Genomic DNA, 20,422 nt, shown 5'->3' with positions numbered 1-20,422 from the left:
TGTTTGCCGGCTGCGATCATTTTATTAATTATACATGACATTCGAAAATCTGAACATCATTGCGCCCATAACCCAGGCGCTTAAACAAAAGGGTTACACAGAACCAACCCCCATACAGGAAAAAGCAATACCGCATCTGCTCAAAGGCTCCGATGTATTCGGCACCGCCCAAACCGGAACGGGCAAAACGGCGGCATTTGCCATTCCAATTTTACAGAAACTTTACGCCGGACAGGCCGACAGAAGAACTGCAGGCATCAGGGCACTGATATTGGCCCCTACCCGCGAGCTGGCCATCCAGATAAGTGAAAGCTTTTCTGATTACAGCAAAGGTTTAAGGCTCAGACATACCGTTATTTACGGAGGTGTATCGCAAAACCCTCAAACAGCTATCCTGAAAAAAGGGGTGGATATATTAATTGCTACACCAGGTCGTTTACTCGATTTAATGAATCAGGGCTTTGTCAAGCTCAACAGTATTGAATTTTTTATCCTTGACGAAGCTGACCGCATGCTCGACATGGGCTTTGCACCTGACATTAAACGTATCATCGGCAAGCTGCCAACATATCGCCAAACAGGCTTTTTTACAGCCACTATTCCGCCTGAAATCAGGTCGTTGGCCGACAGTTTGCTGCGCGAACCGGTAATGATACATGTAGCACCGCTCTCAGCTCCTGCAGAAAGTGTGAATCAATCTGTTTATTTTGTTGAAAAGGCCGATAAAAAAGCACTGCTTCACCAGGTATTTGCTTCGGAAGAAATTGAAACCGCATTGATATTTACACGCACCAAACATGGCGCCGACAAAGTAACCCGCGAGCTGATCAAAATAGGCATTCCGGCAGTAGCCATCCATGGAAACAAATCGCAGCTTGCCCGCCAGAAAGCATTACAGGGATTTAAGAACCGCACCATAAAAGTGCTGGTTGCTACCGATATTGCATCGCGTGGCATTGATGTGGACAAACTTTCACATGTAATCAATTTTGAGTTGCCGGAAGTGCCGGAAACCTATGTACACAGAATCGGACGTACAGGACGCGCCGGGGAATCTGGAACAGCTATCTCTTTCTGCGCATCAGATGAACGCGGAAACCTCAAGGACATCAACAAACTTTTACCTCAGAACATTGAAGTTAAAAAAATGGATGGATTTGTAGCCAGCACGCCTGTTGCTGCCGAAGTTACAGTAGCCGACAGGTCGCGTAAGCCCGCACATCAAAAAAGGCCTGCACGACCCTCATCGTCTGCGCAGCGCCCCTTCCAGAGAAAACGTTGGTAATTTTCCAAGGGGCATTGCACCGATGCTAATCCTCAGGCATATGCACCTTTACTTATAAAAAATGCGCTCTTGTAACAACAGGAGCGCATTTTTTGTTTTACCGGGTTCATCAACAATCCCACTTATATTATAACTGGTCATTAAAAAAGAAGGATTAAATTTGTGGGCTAAAAATAAACCGAGTGAACCAATGGAATCCGGACTTAAATTCCACTGGTACAAAGAAACGCATTCTGAACACATCCTGTTCAGACTCTATTCTTCAGAGGCCCTGACCTAAACCTGCTTCATGTACATTTCCAAATCTCCCGGGCTGCTGCGCAGTCTTACACGAAAGAACCTCACCTGGCAAATAGACAATCAGCCTGGTAAGATATTCCTGACATTTGACGATGGACCAATCCCTGAAATTACGCCGCAAGTGCTGGATATTCTTAAAGAATACAATGCCAAAGCCACTTTTTTTTGCGTTGGAGATAATGTAAACAAGCATCCTGATGTTTATGGCAAAGTACTGGCAGCCGGACATACAACCGGTAATCACACCTATCACCACCTGAACGGCTGGAAAACCCCTTTGAATGAATACCTGGCCGACATCGGGCAATGCCATCGCATGGTAAAAAGTCCGCTATTCAGACCGCCCTATGGCCGCATCAGGCCGTCATACATCCAATCAATAAAGCCTGACTATCAAATTATAATGTGGTCAGTATTAAGTGGCGACTTTGATTTAGACTCCAGTCCCGAAAAGGTACTGAATAATGCCACGCAAAACACTTCAGATGGCAGCATCGTTGTTTTTCATGACAGCCTGAAGGCCGCCGACCGGTTGTTTTATGCCCTGCCCCGCTTTCTTGAACACTTTTCACAACAGGGCTTCACTTTTAGTGCCATCACACCTGAACTGACTAAACAGCAAAGCGGATGATAAAAAGCTTTTATTAAGTGGCCCCCTTTTCCAACTGCCACCCTTATCAATCATGAACTGCAAGTTTTGCACTTTCAGGAACTTCACCCGTTAGGGTTTTAAGAAATGCTACAATGCCGGCAGTTTGTTCGGTTGAAAGCTGTTTGTTCAGCTCTGCCCTGCCCATAATTAAAACCGTCCTGTCAAGCTCTTTAACACTACCATCGTGCAGATATGGCCAGGTTTCAGCCACATTTCTAAGCGAAGGTACCTTAAACAGGTACTTGTCAGTTTCAATTTTTGTAGCCTGCATTTTGCCCAAATCATCAGTTTTACTGCCGGTAAGCTCCTGATGAGTGCCAAACAAAGGATATTTCTGAAACATACTTCCTCCTTTAAGGGGACCAATATGGCAGGCTGTACATCCGGTATTTATAAAAATTTCCACCCCGTTGAGCTCCTGCAGGGTTAATGCCGTACGATCACCCTTCAGAAAATCATCAAACTGCGATGGCGTAAGCAAAGTACGCTCAAAGGCGCCAATGGCTTTACGCATATTTTCAAAAGTAATCGGTTCTTTTAAACCGGGGAAAGCCGATGCAAACATCTTTTTGTAACCAACATCACCTGCGAGCCTGGTTATCACCAGCTCCTCGCTGGGCATATTCATTTCTGCCGGATTTACAACCGGCCCGCCGGCCTGTTCTTCAACATCCTTCATCCGTCCATCCCAAAATTGCGCAAAATGCAGGGCAGCGTTGAGCGTAGTAGGCGAATTACGGGTTCCGGGCACCCCATTATCGCCCGGGCTGGTAGCCTTGTTATCTACACCATATGTATCAAGATTATGACATGTATTACAACTTTGTGTGTTGTTTGCCGACAAGCGATTATCATAATACAGCATCTTTCCCAACGCTATTTTTTCTGGTGTTAATGGGTTATCCGGATTTATAGCTTCGTCGGGCAAAGGCTTGAAAACACGTTTTGCCTGCACAAGCACACTGTCAGCTTTCAGGGCCAGCAGCTTGTCTGCAGTTGATTTACTTTTACAAGAACCTGTTATGACCAACAGTGCCACCGCGAATAAAAGAATCAGGTTTTTCATCTGCTCAAAATTTGAATAATCTAAAATAAGCATCTTATCCCATGCCAGCAAATATTTCAACATATATCCCCTATCAATCCAGCCGGGGTCTGCAATCTGACAAATTATCACATGAGCACATCATTCCTCAAAAACAACCGGTTTAAGAAAGCCGGCGTACATCTGTTACATTGATTTAAAACCTATAATTTCAAAAATTTAGCCACTCTGCTTCCATTCACACTATTAATCCGTATCAAGTAAATCCCTGCAGACAAACTCGTTGCATCTACTGAAATGCCATTGCCTTCAACAGAAAAATCCACTTTTACTTCACGTCCTGCGCAGTCGGTTACCGAAATTCCGGTCAGGCTCTCATTTGCAGGAGTAACTCTGAAAACGTCAACAACCGGATTCGGATAAATTTCAACGAGATTTGACTTTCGTATCAGTGTGTCAAGATTATTAGCAGAAACAATCCATTGGTCAGGGTCGAAAACGACCTGCTCGATTTCAAAATCAGGAAAAATAGTAAAAACCTGTTTATCTGCCTGATGGTTGAACACAATGAGCGTATCTTTACCCGAGCCCGAAAACCTTACCGGCACAGGCATTTCGAAAAATGAGACAGAAGGGTGCGACTGAGATTGACTAATCTCTACCTTATAATCGTTGGCCGCCATCTGATAGCACCTGATTTGGTAGGCCGGAAAACCCTGCCCGTAGTACCAGTCGTTGAAAAATTCAGTCAGATCAATTCCGGAAGCTGATTCAAGATGTGCTTTGAGTTGCGCTGTTCCGGCAAAACTATACTTCAGGGCCGGATCCTCAAGATAATTCCTGCAGGCAGTAAAAAAGGCCTCATCTCCGCAAACCCACCGCAGCATATGCAAGAGCAAAGCACCTTTGTAATAAGAAAGGCGGGCGCTGAAAATTCGGCTGACATCAGTTGTATCTTCAACAAAAACAGCTCCGCCAGGTTCAGAGGTAACAAATCCTATACTTTGCGACTTCCAAACAGGCCAATAATAACCATCAAAAAAATGTTCATAAGTAAGCGCCGAAAGATAAGTGGCAAATCCTTCATTTAGCCATATATCCTGCCATGAGTTCAGGGTAACCATATTGCCAAACCATTGATGAGCAAGCTCGTGCGCAATAATTTCAAAATCAAAACGCCCCATAAATGACATCGTTTGGTGCTCCATTCCTCCACCCCATCCAAACTGCGCATGGCCATATTTTTCATTGGCAAACGGGTAAGGTGAAAACAAATCACTGTATAGCTCCATTACCGGAACTGTTTGTGCCGTGCGGGGCATGATGTCAGCTTTATCTTCCGGATAAACATAGTTCAGAATTTCAACAGGGCTGCCACCGGGATAAGCTACATCGGTATAAACATCATAATTAGTAACAGCAACAGCAATAAGATAAGGAACTACGGGATAACGATGTTTCCAGTGACAGGTGCGTACACCTGCGCTTACGGTATCGCTCACCAGCACACCGTTGGATGCAGTACGGTATTTTTCGGGAGAATGAACAAAAATATCTACTGAGTCTGCCTTATCTGTCAGATCATTTTTACCGGGCCACCAGTCGCGACAACCGTAGGGTTCGGAGAGTGTCCACATAGCCCATTCGCCATTGTGTTCCTTGCGGCCAACAGAGCCAAATCCCTCACCCGGAGAAGGAACTCCATGGTAAAAAACCTCGACTGCGGCAAAACTCCCTGATTGAAATGAGTGAGGGGCATTTATGGTTAGAGAAAATTCGCCCATGTGTGAAAAAGACACAGATTGACCGTTAAAAGTAACCGAATCTACCTGCAGCGTTGTAGACAACTCCATTTTCAGGCCTTCCGACAAATCGCCTTTCACTTCAAACAGGGTATAAACAGAGCCGGATATATCTTCCCTCGAAGGATCAATAAAAAGATTAAACCTCAGGTAATGTACATCATAATTAGCAAACGCTTCTTTAGCTTCAGGCCTCAAACGTTCAGTCACGCCTGTTTTAAAGCAACAATGCCTGACGCCTGCGCCCACAATGATACTATCCTGCGCCAAACTATAAAAGGCAACCGATATAAAAAGCAAGAAAAGCAAACATATTTTCCTCATTCTTATCAATTTAACAAAATAATGAATGTTTGATAAAGTTAATCAATTCCAACAGGTATATGGCAAAAGAAGGATGTAAAAAAACAGAACACCAGCCCAAACTTTGCATGGATGCCCACAGTCACCTCTTATTTTTAACAAACAAATCATCATCAGGTTGTCAGAATATTGGCAAGATGAACAGTAAAATACCAGTGTATTCCGTTTTGCCTTAGCTTAAAAATTCCCATCTTTGCAAAGTAAACCAAATTATGGGCAATCTCACTTCATATTTAAAACCAATATACAGACTATCAATAGCCTGTGTACTGTTTTTTACTGCATGCGCCAATCCTGTTTCACCCACAGGAGGCCCCAAAGACACAACTCCGCCGGAGGTTACCAAATCGGAGCCTGCCAACCAGAGCGTCAATTTCACTTCTGACAAGGTAACGCTTACTTTCAGCGAATTTGTATCACTCAAAGAAATTTCGAATCAGCTGGTTATATCACCGCCTATGGGAGAACAGCCCGAATTTACCATTCGGGGCAAAAGCCTGATAATGAAATTCAAAGAAGCGCTACGCGCCAATACAACTTACAATTTCTTCTTTGGAGATGCCATTGTAGACATCACAGAATCAAATCCGTTGGCAGGCTTTCAATTCACCTTTTCAACCGGAGCAGTTCTCGACTCCTTATCTGTTTCGGGCAATTTAACCAATGCTTTTACCAATCAGCCGGTTAAAGGAGCATTTGTAATGCTGTACGACACCATTTACGACTCCATTCCATACAAAGAAAGGCCTTACTATCTGGCCAGAACAGGCGCATCAGGTGAATATAGCCTCAACAATCTGCGCCAGGGGAATTATCTCATGTTTTCGCTGACAGATATCAATGCCGACTACATTTACAATCTGCCGACAGAAGAAATTAGTTTTTCCGACTCTATCATTAAGCCCGGATTTGCAGGCAGCCCTGCCGAAAAACCGGACAGCCTTACTAATGAGGAAACTACAGAGGGAACAACAATGCAAGCACCCACGATAAATCTGCGGCAATTCAGAGAAGCCGACACTGTTCAGCGTATTCTGAAAGCATCGCTTTTAAGTGAAAACGTGCTGAGCCTTGCCTTCAGCTGCAGCACTGTGTCGCCTGAATTTAAAGCCCTTCAGCCTGAGCTCAATGGCCATTGGTATTATGAGAGCATCAATCGCACACGCGACACCATTACCTTGTGGATACCTAACCCGGGAGCCGACAGCCTGACAGTAGCTGTATCAGACACCGGTATGAAAACCGACACACTCGAGTTTTCATTGAAGCCTCGCACAAAACTTACGGGCAAAAAACAAACATCAGAACCCACTGACAAAAAAACAGCCCTTTCCATTAAAAATTTTCTGATTTCGAGCCGAATAAAGCCTGACCAGCCATTGGTTCTCAAATTTTCAGAACCTGTCATTGCCGCTGATTTTGATAAAATTCAACTGACAAAGGATTCAATTCAGATAAAGCCATCCATTGCCTTTACTGACTCCGTTAAAACCCGCCTTGAATTATCGTATCCATGGGCTGAGGGCTCAACGTATCGCCTGATTTTACCCGACAGCATATTTACGGGTGCGTTTTCTTCTGTGAACGACAGTACTGCCATGAAATTTACGGCATATTCAGAAACTGAAACAGGCTCTTTAAAAGTAAATATAAGCATCCCGAAACCCGGTATAAATTATATTGTGCAATTACTCGGCGACAAAGAAACACTGATAGAACAACATATTATTGAAGATAATGCCATAGTGGAATTTAAATATCTGAGTCCCAAAAAATACAGGTTAAAGGTTATTATCGACAGCAATAAAAATCAAAAGTGGGACACTGGCCGCTATCTGAAAAAGCTCCAGCCGGAGTTTGTGATCTACCATCCCAAAGAATTTGAGCTTAGATCAAACTGGACAATGGAAGAAGACTGGCAAATTACAATGCCTGACTAACGGGTAACAAAAAAACAAAACAAGGTTGTACAAGGAGCAATAAAAAATATCCGGAAGAAGTCTTTAAATAAAGCTTCACCCGGATATTTTTTTACAATGTAAAATTGCAAATACTTAATTATCAGCCATTACATTTATCAATACACTGAATAATCTCAGTAATTGAGCTTGTTCTGACAGAATAATGAATTTGTTTTCCTTCTCTTTTGGACGCTAATATTCCTTTACTTTTCAGAATATTGAGATGATGAGAAGCAGCAGCCTGTTCAATACGCAAATATTCATATATTTCAGTTACGCTCAGTTTCTTTTTCTCATTCAGAAGATCAATAATTGCAATCCGCATTGGGTGGGCAATAGCGCGCAACTTACTGGCGGCAGCCTCTAGTTTTACAATGTCTAAGACGATTTCTTTTGCCATGACGCGATGTGTTTAAAATTTTTCACAAAGTTACATAATAAATTCTTAATTAATAGTATATGTTACGTATGTAATTTATTTTATTCAAATAAAGAGGTAAAACTGAAGGAATTACCATCAAATATTCCCCTATCACTAAGTTTGATAGCCGGAATCACCAGCAAAGCCATAAAGGAAAGGGTCATAAACGGGGCTTTGAGCGAAGAACCAGTCTGCATAACCATTTCATTGATCTGACTATAAAGGTTTGCGACTGAATATCCATCTTTCTGCGACATAAGTCCGGCAACCGGAAGTTCAAGAATCATCTCTTTATCACCATCAACTGCCGAAATTCCTCCTTTAGCTTTAATAACCAGATTAACTGCACGTGCCATAGACTCATCATCAACACCTACGGCAATGATATTGTGGCTATCATGCGCTACTGTTGAGGCAATAGCTCCCCGTTTCAACCCGAAACCACTTACAAAATCAATGGCTGGTGAAGCCGGGGCATAGCGATTCATCACCATCATTTTAAGAATATCGCGACTGGTATCTGAAACAGCCAAACCGTTCACCACCCTAGCCCTTTCCAACTTCAGCATGGTAATAAGCTGACCTTCAAGTGCATGTTGCACTTTTAAAGCATCACCCAAGGCTGGCACAGCCAAATCGGCCGCCGTTATATTTTTAGCATTAAAAACATTGGGTGTATCTTCATCCATCCACTGCAGCAACGAATGACCATTCTCTGCCACTAACTGACCATTGATATAAGTTTTAAGAATATTAAAATCGCTCAGATTATCAACCAGAATAAAATCAGAGGGATCGCCTTTTTGGAGCAACCCGATGTTCAAATTATAATGTTTCACGGGGTTAAGCGTACAGGCTCTGAGCACATCCATCAAATTATAGCCGGCACCAATCGCCCGCTTAACCAACAAATTAATGTGGCCATTCACCAAATCATCAGGATGTTTATCGTCGGAGCAAAACATGATCATCTCCGGATAATCTTTTATAAGCGAAATAAGTTCATCAAAATTACGGGCTGCACTTCCTTCTCTGATTAACACTTTCATGCCGGCATCCATCTTATCGATGGCTTCTTCGGTAGTAAAGCACTCATGATCCGTTGAAATGCCGGCTGCAGCATAGGCTCGTGCATTGTCGCCATCAACACCCGGCGCATGACCGTCAACAGGTTTTCCATATTTTTGGGCAGAAGCGAGCTTTGCCAACACTTCCGGATTGCCATTAAGCACACCGGGAAAATTCATCATCTCAGAAAGGTAGCTGATTTCAGGCCAGGAAAGCATTTCATCAACTTCGGCCGGACCCAGTGATGCGCCTGATGTTTCAAAAGGTGTAGCGGGCACGCAAGATGGAGCACCAAAGAAAAACTTAAAAGGAACTTTTCTTCCATTTTCAATCATAAAACGCACCCCTTTCATACCTAAAACATTGGCAATTTCATGGGGGTCTGAAACAGTAGCAATGGTCCCGTGCACAACAGCCAGACGGGCAAACTCAGAAGGCAGCAACATGGAGCTCTCGATATGCACATGAGCATCAATCAAACCAGGCAGAATAAATGGACCTTCTGCCTTTTCATCTCTAACAATATTTATAATCCGGCCATCAGAAACTTCAACCGAACCCGAAAATATTTCACCGTTTAAAACATCCACTATTTTACCCTGAACAATAAGCTTTGTTATTTCTGTTGCCATAATTTATAAATTTTACAAGCAAATATAGTGTTAAAAAGACATATTTAAAAAAGCAGGAAAACAAAAAGCCCGCACCAATGAAGGTAAATCCCCGCATTCGGGAAGTTGACCCCTCCAATACAATAAAATCAGAAAAAAAAATTATTCAGCTTCGTTAAAGCTTTTATAAACCGGAATAATATCTACATCCAGGTCATGAAGTTCTTTCTTGGCCTTATCAAAATCGTCGGTAAACCCCAACAAGAATCCACCGCCTCCCGAACCACACAATTTCAGGTAAAACGACTGTGTTTCAAGACCGTACCTCCATATTTTTTTAAATGTTTCCGGAATCATCGGAGCCAGATTATCATATAAGAAACCCGAAAGCTGTTTAAGTGTAGAGAAAAATTTAAGGGTTTCTCCTTTAATTAAACTTTTGATACAGGCATCATTCAGCGGAATCATTTCTTCGCGCACACGGGTCATGAAGTCATCAATCTTACACTTGTCGAGAAACAGATTTACCAGTGGACCGGTTTTCCCGGGGCTTCCGGTGTTAATTAAGAAGATGGCTCCTTTTTTGTCATGTTTATTCCTTGGAATACCTACCATGCAGATATCACGTTTATTATGAATCAGCAATGGATGCTTTACGTAGCAGTTAAGCGGATCCATACCTGAGCTCGTTCCGTGAAAATAAGACTCCAGCTGAGAAAAAACATCTTTCAGCTCCAGGATTTCAGGCTTTGTTAGCCTTTTGGCACCTGACACATGGCCTTCAACATATTTTTCATACAGGGCGGCCACAAGTGCTCCTGAGCTACCAACTCCATACCCCTGGGGAATAGATGATTCGAAATAAAGGCTATGATTAATATCGTGCTCAAAAGCGTCAATATTAAAATTGCATAATAAAGTTCCACTATCCTTGAGGCCCCTGATATAAACTGAATATTCGCGGAGCAATTTATTTGAACTAACGGCAAAGTCGTAATCGGTATATTTATCATCCTTGATAAAACTCAACTCTCCTTTAAAATGCGTGTAAGGGATTGTTAACCCCATAGAGTCACACAAAATGCTATATTCACCAAAAAGCAGGATCTTTGCATAAAAAGTCCCGGAAGTGTGTTTCATATTATCTGCAATTTAATTTGGCCGGTCCGCTTCCCATCATATCTTCAATGACCGAATTGTTATAACAAAAATCCTTCAATTCAGAAACAAGAGGTCTTAGGATGGCCATTTCCTGATGAGGATACAACAAATGTATATTGGGTCCGGCATCCAGGGTAAAACAAAGCTTTGCACCGGTTTGTTTTCTGAAGTTTATTATTTTATCAATGATTATGAGCGAATTAGGATGCATAAGTACATATCCGGGAGACGAACTCATCATCATGGCATGCAAACTCAGGGCTTCATTTTCAGTAATGGCCGCAAACAAATCCCAATCACCTGTGCGGATGGCCTTCAGTATTTGCGACATGTTCATTTTAGCCTGTTCATAGCGGGCCTCTGCAAACACATGGCCGTTCATCAGGTTATGACCAACTCTGCTCGACACTTTTTTGGCAGTGGGGTCAACAATAAAAATAGTATCATGAATATTTTTCATGCTATCATGAGGTTCAAAGCCGAGGGAAACTGCATATTCATCTGCCGAGTCTTCCACGTCCTGATGTTTTCCCCATACAGCATATTGACCAAAAACCGACCGACAAGCACTGCCAGAGCCAATACGGGAGATAAAGGAAACTTTCCTTTTAAACTCATTTTCATCAACTGGTTGCTGAAGCAGTTGATTTTCAATTGAGCAAAGGCAAACAGCCAGTGCGCTCATGCCTGAAGCAGAAGACGCAATACCGGCCGAATGAGGAAAATTATTGCCGCTTTCAATCTCAAGTGAAACCTGATCGAGAAATGGCATAAAAGGCAAAATATCTTTCAGGAAATTCTCTATTTTGGCTGAGAATAACGAATTGTGCTCCCCTTCAAACCAGAATAAGACTTCAGGGCCATTACCCGGTTTCGCAGCTGGCTTTGCTTTAACCTTTGTTATGGTGTAAGCTTCGCTAAGCGTAATACTAATGGAAGCGTTGGCAGGAATCTGATTGCCTCTTTTGCCCCAGTATTTCACAAGTGCAATATTCGAAGGACTCTTCCAGCAGGAAGATACACCATTTAACAAAAGTTCGTTGAAGCCTGACATTTTTCCGGATTTATCCAACTGTACACCTATTCATTCAGGTTAGCAGTGCTATTTGGTTATAGGAGAATATTACATCAAGTCCTTTCTCCGTGAAATAATTACGTACATATGTTTCATTCTGTACTGAAGCAACAAGAACAAAATCCCCGCCCCAGGCCCCCAATGACTTAACAGCTCCTTGAAAATCAGAAAACAGCCTTTTTTTTACAGCGGTTTTCTCAAGAACTGCCTCCATAATTGACTCATGCTGATTCATTAATTCAATAATTACTTCGACACGCTCAGCTGAGGCCATTTGATCCGATATTCGGGATATATGTTCAACCTGCGATGTAAAATTATGGATTCTTCCTTTAAACGCCGCAACTTCTTTATCAGAATTCTGTTTTTGCCCAAGATAGACCAGAAAGAGGTGCTGACTAAAGGCGCTGCCAAACCTGACCGGGCTAATATGAACTTCGCCCTCACAAATTTGAAAAAGCAAAGGAGAAGAAGCATTGGCACAAGCTACATCATATCCTGAGCCACCCGAAACTTTTCTATGCAACTGCATGGCATCAATGCCAGCCCATTGCGAAACCAATGAAATAAGTGTTGAACTACTGCCAAAACCCCAATGACGGTCGAATTCAAGCCTGGTATTTACGCGCAGCGACAACTCATCACGCAAAAAATCAGGATTAAGAGCACGCACTTCAGTTAAAAGCAACTGAAGCCGTTGAGCCACATCCCGATCTGTACAATTTTCAAAAGAAAAATCTGAAATATTAAAATGTCCCTCAAACCACAAACCCGACAAATCAAAGGCTGACCAGTGCAATATTCCCGGTTTAGTACCAACAGAACATTCAAGCGTCTGCCCTGATTGCAGAGGCACTGCCAACGCCCTGGCTCCTATTAAAACCAGATATTCACCTGAAATCAACACTTTGCCATTGGCACGAAAACGGTACATCAACAAAAAATTAATTATTGGCCTGTGCAATTCTGCCAGCCTGAATGTAAGCTGCTACAGCATTGTGTGTTACCTTATGATGTTTAAAATATTCCACAGCCCCGTTTTTTTCCGATTCGCTGGCATTAAAGACATTCAGAATGTTCAGCAAATGCATTTTCATATGTCCCACCTGAATCCCCTTGGTTGTTAATGACCTTATAGCTCCGAAATTGTTGGCCAACCCAATAGCAGCAGCAATCTGCATAAGCTCAGGTGCCTGTGGATTTCCCAGCAAATTTAACGAAAACCGCGCCATTGGATGCAAAGAGGTTAAGCCCCCAACTGTTCCAATGGCAATAGGAACTGTGAGGCTATAATGAAACCTTCCGTTTTCTACTTTTACATCAGTCAGGCTTCGGTATTTTCCGCTGCGTGCTGCCCAGGCATGACCACAGGCCTCAATGGCTCTGAAATCATTTCCGGTAGCCAGAACAACAGAATCTATTCCATTGAAAATTCCCTTATTATGTGTGGTTGCCCTGTAAACATCAATGTGTGCAATTTTTACGGCCTGCTCAAATTTCCAGGCAAATTCCTCCCCGCTCAACTCCTCACTTATATCAGAAAGATCTGCCACATCGCATTCAACCCAGGTTTTTACCAAACACTCAGGGGTATAGTTTGACAGGATAGACATAATGATTTTCAAATCCTTTCGGCTGAAATATGCGGTTTCATTGACAAACTCCCTTATTCCGGCGGCATACTCTTCGAGACAGGAATTAATAAAATTAGCGCCCATTGAATCACGGGTATCAAACTTTACCAATAACTGATAGTAATCTTTAAGTTCGTGGGTCATATCGACCAGCTCCATACTTAAAACACCTCCTCCACGGGCTTCCATATTGGCGGTAATTGCAGCAGTGCGATCAAGCAACAACTTTCGCAATTGGGGAAACATATTTTTTAATTCAGCAAAATTGCCCGACCAGTTAAAGTGCACCTGCCCAATTTTGGTAACCGAAATAACCTCGCTGTGAAATCCGCCTTTTCCTGCCCAGTATTTGGCACTGTTCGACGCTGCAGCTATAACCGAGCTTTCTTCAATCACCATCGGAACCATATACATCTTTCCGTTCAGCAATACATTAGGTGCCAAACCATATGGGAAATAGTAATTTGTAAGTGTATTTTCACTGAACTCATCAAACAATTTCTGCACTTTAGGATCAGAATGCCAAAAAGACTTAAGCTGTGCTATAACTTCTGCAGGATTGGGCGACCCACTTGCTATAAGCTCGAGTTTCTTGTTTTTAGAGAGTTTGGAAAACCCTGACAATATTTTTATTTTATTCATTTACAGAGTGTTAAACCAGCCTTCTGCATTTATCATCTCAGAAACCTGATGTTTTTTAATTCCGCTGCAAAATTATCAAATTGTAAAAGGCGATAACAAAAGAATCGCCCTTTAATAACTGAATCAATTGTAAGCAGCGATTAAACTATGCAATAAACTTCATTTGCCTGTTTTTGTTCAATGTTCAATAGCTTTTTCTTAAACAAAAAGGGCTAAAAAGCCGTTTAAAACAACAGGCGATGAGAAGAGCGGCAGAACCTAATTGACCATTGGCTCAACATTAAGATAAATTTCGTATTATTGACAAGGTAAAAGCATTTAGTAATGGTCATTTTTGTTAACAATATATCCATTTCATTATTTGAAGGAGCAAAATTAATAGATGCCATCAGATCTTATTACAGAGTTCTTCACCAAACAATTCCGGAAGAGTTGCCAATCGTTGTTGACAATTATGGCAATATCATTGAGCCTGATGGAGAACTGAGCGCGCAAAGCCATTTTTATTTCATTGACAAATCAAATTCACTTTCTTATGATTAAACGTGTTTTACAATTCGGTATTGTTCTGTTAATTTCACTTGCGGGTCATTACTCATTTGCCTTAAGCAAAGGTGATACAACCACCATTGTGGTTCTATCGGTAAACGATATGCACGCAAAAATTGACAATTTCCCCAGGTTTCAGGCATTGGTAGATGATATCCGGAAAGAAAATGAAAACGTATTGATTTTTACTGCCGGTGATAACTTCACAGGCAACCCCATTGTTGACCAATATCCCGACCAGGGCTTTCCAATGATTGACCTGATGAATTCAATAGACTTCACTGCAGGGGCTATTGGCAATCATGAATTTGACTACGGACAGGAGACGCAAGGGAAAAGATTTGCACAAGCCAATTTCCCTATGCTAAGTGCAAATATTAGTTCTGCTGACCCATCAGGATTAAATCCTCCAGCTTACAAGATTTTTACACTAAAAAATGGTTTAAAAGTTGGTGTATTGGGACTTATCCAGGTAAATTCATCCGGAATACCAGACACCCATCCTACAAAAGTAACAGGTGTTATTTTCAGCGATCCGTTAAAAAAGGCAACAGAGTACAGGTGGTTGCGCGACAGTTGCAACATTTTCATTGCGCTGACGCATCTGGGTTATGAAACAGATATTGAGCTTGCAGCAATTTTCCCCGAGCCAGATTTGATTCTTGGCGGCCATTCCCATACCCTGGTGAGCAATCCGAAAGAGTTTAACGGGGTTTTGATAATGCAGGCAGGCTCTAATCTCAAAAACCTTGGTAAAACCACGCTTCAGCTGGTTGATGGTAAGGTTGTGAATAAAAAAGGAGAAATTATCAGTGTGATTGATTATCCTCGGTTAGATTCGGCTGTTTACAAAAGAGTTGAAGCATTTAATGATAATCCCGAGCTTAACCGCGTTATTGGTACAGCCAAGGCTGACATCAACGGGAACGACGAACTTGGCAGTATGATAACTGACGGTATTACTGCAATTGCTCCTCTTGAAGTTGCTTTTCAGAACAACGGAGGAATAAGAATTGACAACCTGAACAAAGGCAATATTACCATGAAAGACATTTACAAACTGGATCCTTTCGGAAATGAAATTATTCAGTTCAACCTTTCAGTTGCAGAGATCAAATCATTGATACTTTCGGCCTATAAACGTGAAAACACCCTGGATCTTCAGGTATCTGGCCTTCAATATACAATTATAGCTGACACAACCAATCAAAAACTGGATGTGGAACTAACCATGCCCGATGGGAGCATCTGCGACGAGAATCGTGTATTTGTGGCAGGATTGAGCAGCTATATTGCCAGTAGTTATCAGTTTGACCACAAAGACCCGGGCAAATCATTATATATAACTACCGCCCAGGCCCTCATCAATTTGATTACCGAAAGAAAAGAGATGAATTACGCAGGTGTAAAAAGAGCTTTTATAAAATTCAGGTAAATTCCGGCTCTACCATTTTACCTCCTGCTTTTCGGGCACAGGCGCCATACCGGCTTTCAGATCGCTAATCAGATTTTTAACATAAGTATCAATCTGAACCAGGTATGAATCCCATAAAGGCGAATACATTTTATCGCTTTTATCAAACCAGCGCTCAACAGGGTAACGCGAAGCCTGTCTGAGAGTAAGGTCAGTAATTGTATAGCGATACCTGCCGGGTTTAAATTCGAGCTTAAGCGTATAGTTTACAATTCCGGCATTGAGTTTGGCATCTCCATCATAATTAAACAGCTCAATGCGGTGAAGGATTTCTATCACCTGGCTTTCGCGGTTGCGCACCTTGCATACATCCGCGGGGTTTTTATATGATTTATTAATCCAGTCAATACAGCGGATGTACAACTCATCAGCTGTGCCGGGTTCCTGCACAACCTCCTGATAAGTAATTAACTGGGTATCTTTATCTATTGGAAAATCAGGAAGTGCAACTTCTTGTGCATGAGCAGATAATGTAAAGTAAATCAGCGCTGAAAGCAGCACCCATAGCCATTTGTTTTTCATCTTTCTGAGTTTTGAATATCGGTACAACCCGGGTTCAACATTACTTCAGTACAAAAATAATCATTTTCACAAGCATATAACTGCTCATAAAACAAAAGCCCCGTGAAAACGGGGCTTTGCAATATATAACGACAGAAAAAGTATTTTAGTACATTCCGCCCATACCACCCATACCAGGATTAGGCATAGCAGGTTCTTTATCTTCTTTAATGTCGGCAAGAACGCATTCGGTAGTGAGCAACATTCCAGCAATAGAAGCTGCATTTTCCAGGGCAACGCGTGAAACCTTGGTAGGATCAATTACACCAGCCTGCATCAGATCTTCATACACTTCGCTGCGGGCATTAAATCCGAAATAACCTTTTCCTTCACGAACTTTCTGTACGATAACGGATCCTTCAAGACCAGCATTGGCCACAATCTGCCTCAATGGTTCTTCAAGTGCACGTTTTACGATAGCCATACCGGTTTCTTCGTCTTCATTTTCAGCTTTCAGATTTTCGAGAGCTGAGATGGCACGAATATACGCTACACCTCCGCCGGGGATAATTCCTTCTTCAATGGCAGCGCGGGTTGCATGTAATGCATCGTCAAAGCGATCTTTCTTTTCCTTCATTTCAACTTCACTGGCAGCGCCTACATAAATAACAGCAACTCCACCGGCAAGTTTAGCCAAACGTTCCTGAAGTTTTTCACGATCGTAATCAGAAGTGGTTGTTTCAATCTGAGCTTTAATCATGCTAACGCGTGCTGCAATATCTTCTTTGGCACCACTGCCGCTAACGATGGTTGTATTTTCTTTATCAATAGAAATTTTCTCAGCCTGACCCAGGTACGAAAGATCTGCATCTTCCAGTTTATAACCTTTTTCCTCTGAAATAACGGTTCCGCCAGTGAGAACAGCAATATCCTCAAGCATTTCCTTGCGGCGATCGCCAAAACCCGGAGCTTTTACAGCTGCAATTTTGAGCGAACCACGGATTTTATTCACCACTAATGTAGCAAGAGCTTCACCATCAACATCTTCAGCTATAATTAAAAGCGGACGACCTGTTTGAACGGTTTTTTCGAGAATGGGGAGAAAATCTTTCATGACAGAAATCTTTTTATCGTAAATCAGGATAAAAGGTTTCTCATAAACAGCTTCCATTTTCTCGGTATCTGTTACGAAATATGGAGAAATGTAACCTCTGTCAAACTGCATTCCTTCCACTACTTTTACAGTAGTTTCAATGCCTTTGGCTTCCTCAATGGTAATCACTCCTTCTTTCTTAACTTTATTCATCGCTTCAGCGATTTTCTCGCCTATAAAGCTATCGTTGTTAGCTGAAATGGTAGCAACCTGAGTAATTTTTTCACTACCTTCTTCAATTTTGATTGACATTGTTTTCAGGTGCTCAACCACTTTGGCAACAGCTTTGTCAATACCACGTTTCAAATCCATTGGATTGGCACCGGCAGTTACGTTTTTCATACCGGTAGTAACAATAGCCTGAGCAAGAACAGTGGCTGTAGTTGTACCATCACCAGCTAAATCTGCAGTTTTGGAAGCAACTTCCTTCACCATTTGCGCACCCATATTCTGGATACCTTCTTTTAATTCAATCTCTTTTGCAACAGTTACACCGTCCTTGGTAACTACAGGAGCACCATAAGCTTTATCAATAATCACATTGCGGCCTTTAGGACCCAGTGTTACTTTTACCGCATTGGCAAGGGCATCAACCCCTTTTTTCAGCTCTTCGCGGGCTTCGATATTGAAAACAATTTGTTTTGCCATTTTATCAATAATTTAAAATTTACAATCTGAAAAATTAGATAATTGCCACGATATCCGATTCACGCATAATGAGGTAATCTTTGCCTTCAACACTGATTTCGGTACCGGCATACTTTCCATAAAGCACAACATCACCAACTTTTACAGTGACAGGCTCATCTTTTTTACCCGGGCCAACGGCTACAACGGTTCCTCTCTGGGGTTTCTCTTTGGCAGTGTCGGGTATAATAATACCACCGGCTGTTTTTACTTCTGCAGCAGCTGGTTCAATTAAAACACGATCAGCTAATGGTTTTACATTCACTTGTGTCATTGTTATGGATTTTTTTGGTTTACGGTTAATAATTAAAATCTACTTCACGGCTTTGTCATATTTTGTGCCAAACATCCCCAAAAAGACAAGTTTACTTTAAACAGATGCGCAGACAGCCTATATATACCTGATTATGAACACAAAACAAAATATTTGAATTTGAAATGGCTATCAATAACCGTCACTTAAAGACAAAAAAAATGTCAGATTGCCGTGACAATCTGACATTTTTCGTCATTACAATAAAAATATTATTCTGCTGGCGGAGCTTCAAAATCCTGAACAGGAGCTGACTGCTCGTTAATCAACTGACGTAATTCGGTATCTGTTGAGCGGGCCACATTGGCATTGCGTGGGATTACAAAAATTGAAAACAGACTGAGCGCAAGAAGAATAATTGCCAGAGTCCAGGTTGTTTTTTCGAGGAAGTCAGCAGTTTTCCGAACGCCCATAAACTGGTTCGATGATGAAAAATTTGAAGCCAGTCCACCACCCTTTGAGTTTTGAACCAATACAACAAGGCCCAGAAGTACACAGGCGATTAGAATAAGCACTGAAACTAAGATATAAGCTCCCATTTGATTATGTGTTATTTACGTTAATTTCAACCGTTCATACGGTCTTCCTGAATTTTTGCAATTTGGGCTGCAAAGTAAGCGCTTTTTTCCGGAATATTCAAACTTAATTTTTCATAAATTTTTATAGCCTTATCTGCATTGCCCTGAAGCAGTTGAATTTTGGCAAGCGTTTCCGATACAATATCATCATGTTCCACACTGCTTTGCCTGGCTTTATCAACCGGGCTAAAGAATTCACGCTTTGGCTGACTAATGCGCGGCTCTGTTTCAATAAACCTGTTGATGAGTTCCTCTTTCCTGTTATTGACTGAAGGATCGGAACCTGATCCGATATTTGATGCATTGCCTGAAGCGTGGCTTGTTGAATTATCTTCAGCCTCACTATTCAACGATTGTTCAAGACTGTACGAAGCCATGCTCATGCCGGCCAGCAGCAAATCATCAGGAAATCTTTCATTCTCTTCAGTATCTGGCTGCTCATCCGACTCTTCCTCCGAAACTTCTTCGCCGGGCTGCTGAAATTCAGGCGGAAAATCAACTGCCGTTTCTTCCACAGACTGCTCTTCGGCAATCTCTTCAGAGACAAGGGCAGCAGAAGCAGACTGCTCAGCATTGTGAGTTTCTCTTGAAATTTCTTCAAGTCTTTTTGAAACAATTTCCTGCAAATGGCGAAGATACTTTTCTTCATCTTCCTTTGCGGCATGTTCTTTTTTAACAAGCTGGGCAATTTCATCCAATTCAGGCGCAGAAGCCGGCTTAACAACTGATACATCATCCATGTCAGCCAGTTCAACAGGTGCTGGGCTTCCTGCTGCATTACCCTCTGCAACATCTTGTGCGACAGCAATACTTTCAGGCTGATTCACCTGAATATCAACATGTTTTATCTCAACAACTGGAGTCTCGGCTTGCCTGGCATCATCGTGCACCCGGATAGTATCCTGCTCATGAGCCGATTCAAGTAAATGACGTAACCGCCCTCGGTCGCCTGCACATGCAGCTGCCAGTTTGAGCTGATTGTTATACCGGATACTATTTACCTTCTTATAATTCAGCGCCAACATCATTTGCGCAATCTGGCAATAAGGCAGCTCTCTGGCCACCTGTTCCAGAACAGGAAGGCTTTCAGCACCCAAAGCGGATGGATTGTGGATGTACGAACTAAACTGAGAAGGTTTCATTTTAA

Annotated in this window: 18 protein-coding genes; 5 read left to right on the top strand and 13 right to left on the bottom strand. The window is 42.1% G+C overall.

The window, feature by feature from the left end; all coding sequences use genetic code 11:
- Positions 1–34: 34 nt before the first annotated feature.
- Both H6541_11795 and H6541_11790 read left to right on the top strand, forming a co-directional pair.
- Complete coding sequence (locus H6541_11795; GenBank protein ID MCB9016472.1) at positions 35–1,285, top strand: DEAD/DEAH box helicase; 1,251 nt, start codon at positions 35–37, stop codon at positions 1,283–1,285.
- A 289-nt stretch (positions 1,286–1,574) separates the two neighbouring features.
- Positions 1,575–2,216, top strand: a complete 642-nt coding sequence (locus H6541_11790; protein ID MCB9016471.1) for a polysaccharide deacetylase family protein — start codon at positions 1,575–1,577, stop codon at positions 2,214–2,216.
- A 46-nt stretch (positions 2,217–2,262) separates the two neighbouring features.
- On the opposite strand, the gene H6541_11785 is transcribed toward H6541_11790, so the two are convergent.
- Both H6541_11785 and H6541_11780 read right to left on the bottom strand, forming a co-directional pair.
- Positions 2,263–3,303 (bottom strand): c-type cytochrome, encoded by a 1,041-nt coding sequence (locus tag H6541_11785; GenBank protein ID MCB9016470.1) that lies wholly within the window; start codon positions 3,301–3,303, stop codon positions 2,263–2,265.
- A 182-nt stretch (positions 3,304–3,485) separates the two neighbouring features.
- A complete protein-coding gene (locus tag H6541_11780) occupies positions 3,486–5,408 on the bottom strand; it encodes a T9SS type A sorting domain-containing protein (protein ID MCB9016469.1) in 1,923 nt (640 codons plus the stop codon).
- 251 nt (positions 5,409–5,659) lie between these two features.
- Between H6541_11780 and H6541_11775 the strand changes: the two genes are divergently transcribed.
- A complete protein-coding gene (locus tag H6541_11775; protein MCB9016468.1) occupies positions 5,660–7,387 on the top strand; it encodes an Ig-like domain-containing protein in 1,728 nt (575 codons plus the stop codon).
- 121 nt (positions 7,388–7,508) lie between these two features.
- On the opposite strand, the gene H6541_11770 is transcribed toward H6541_11775, so the two are convergent.
- The 6 genes from H6541_11770 to H6541_11745 all read right to left on the bottom strand — a co-directional run bounded on the left by H6541_11770 (position 7,509) and on the right by H6541_11745 (position 14,020).
- A complete protein-coding gene (locus H6541_11770; protein ID MCB9016467.1) occupies positions 7,509–7,808 on the bottom strand; it encodes a helix-turn-helix transcriptional regulator in 300 nt (99 codons plus the stop codon).
- Between the two features lie 80 nt (positions 7,809–7,888).
- A complete protein-coding gene (ade, locus tag H6541_11765) occupies positions 7,889–9,529 on the bottom strand; it encodes an adenine deaminase (protein MCB9016466.1) in 1,641 nt (546 codons plus the stop codon).
- Positions 9,530–9,670: 141 nt separating this feature from the next.
- Positions 9,671–10,648: a mevalonate kinase gene (locus tag H6541_11760; GenBank protein ID MCB9016465.1), complete on the bottom strand. Its 978-nt coding sequence runs from the start codon at positions 10,646–10,648 to the stop codon at positions 9,671–9,673.
- A gap of 1 nt (position 10,649) precedes the next feature.
- On the bottom strand, positions 10,650–11,723 hold the full coding sequence (gene mvaD / locus H6541_11755) for a diphosphomevalonate decarboxylase (GenBank protein ID MCB9016464.1): 1,074 nt from the start codon (positions 11,721–11,723) through the stop codon (positions 10,650–10,652).
- Positions 11,724–11,757: 34 nt separating this feature from the next.
- Positions 11,758–12,678 (bottom strand): GHMP kinase, encoded by a 921-nt coding sequence (locus tag H6541_11750; GenBank protein MCB9016463.1) that lies wholly within the window; start codon positions 12,676–12,678, stop codon positions 11,758–11,760.
- Between the two features lie 10 nt (positions 12,679–12,688).
- Positions 12,689–14,020, bottom strand: a complete 1,332-nt coding sequence (locus tag H6541_11745) for a hydroxymethylglutaryl-CoA reductase (protein MCB9016462.1) — start codon at positions 14,018–14,020, stop codon at positions 12,689–12,691.
- A gap of 324 nt (positions 14,021–14,344) precedes the next feature.
- Between H6541_11745 and H6541_11740 the strand changes: the two genes are divergently transcribed.
- Together H6541_11740 and H6541_11735 are read left to right on the top strand one after the other, a co-directional pair.
- Positions 14,345–14,563 carry a hypothetical protein gene (locus tag H6541_11740; GenBank protein ID MCB9016461.1) on the top strand — a complete coding sequence of 73 codons (219 nt, stop codon included), beginning with the start codon at positions 14,345–14,347 and terminating at the stop codon, positions 14,561–14,563.
- A complete protein-coding gene (locus H6541_11735; protein ID MCB9016460.1) occupies positions 14,556–16,004 on the top strand; it encodes a bifunctional metallophosphatase/5'-nucleotidase in 1,449 nt (482 codons plus the stop codon). The genes H6541_11740 and H6541_11735 overlap by 8 nt, the downstream gene beginning before the upstream one ends.
- Before the next feature lie 9 nt (positions 16,005–16,013).
- Here the strand turns inward: H6541_11735 and H6541_11730 are convergent, their stop codons facing one another.
- From H6541_11730 to H6541_11710, 5 genes are all read right to left on the bottom strand, one after another.
- Positions 16,014–16,565, bottom strand: a complete 552-nt coding sequence (locus H6541_11730) for a DUF4468 domain-containing protein (GenBank protein ID MCB9016459.1) — start codon at positions 16,563–16,565, stop codon at positions 16,014–16,016.
- A gap of 145 nt (positions 16,566–16,710) precedes the next feature.
- Positions 16,711–18,345 carry a chaperonin GroEL gene (groL, locus tag H6541_11725; protein ID MCB9016458.1) on the bottom strand — a complete coding sequence of 545 codons (1,635 nt, stop codon included), beginning with the start codon at positions 18,343–18,345 and terminating at the stop codon, positions 16,711–16,713.
- Between the two features lie 34 nt (positions 18,346–18,379).
- Positions 18,380–18,658, bottom strand: coding sequence for a co-chaperone GroES (locus tag H6541_11720; GenBank protein MCB9016457.1), 279 nt, complete (start codon positions 18,656–18,658; stop codon positions 18,380–18,382).
- Between the two features lie 251 nt (positions 18,659–18,909).
- The gene (gene secG / locus H6541_11715; protein MCB9016456.1) at positions 18,910–19,236 is read right to left on the bottom strand and encodes a preprotein translocase subunit SecG; all 327 of its coding nucleotides are present in this window, start codon (positions 19,234–19,236) and stop codon (positions 18,910–18,912) included.
- A 26-nt stretch (positions 19,237–19,262) separates the two neighbouring features.
- A complete protein-coding gene (locus tag H6541_11710) occupies positions 19,263–20,417 on the bottom strand; it encodes a hypothetical protein (protein ID MCB9016455.1) in 1,155 nt (384 codons plus the stop codon).
- Positions 20,418–20,422: the final 5 nt, after the last annotated feature.

It is taken from the genome of Lentimicrobiaceae bacterium, assembly GCA_020636745.1.
In the GTDB taxonomy this organism is placed as follows: Bacteria; Bacteroidota; Bacteroidia; order Bacteroidales; family Lentimicrobiaceae; genus Lentimicrobium.
The sequence above is the reverse complement of the archived record's forward strand: the minus strand, read 5'-3'. Positions and strand labels throughout refer to the sequence as shown.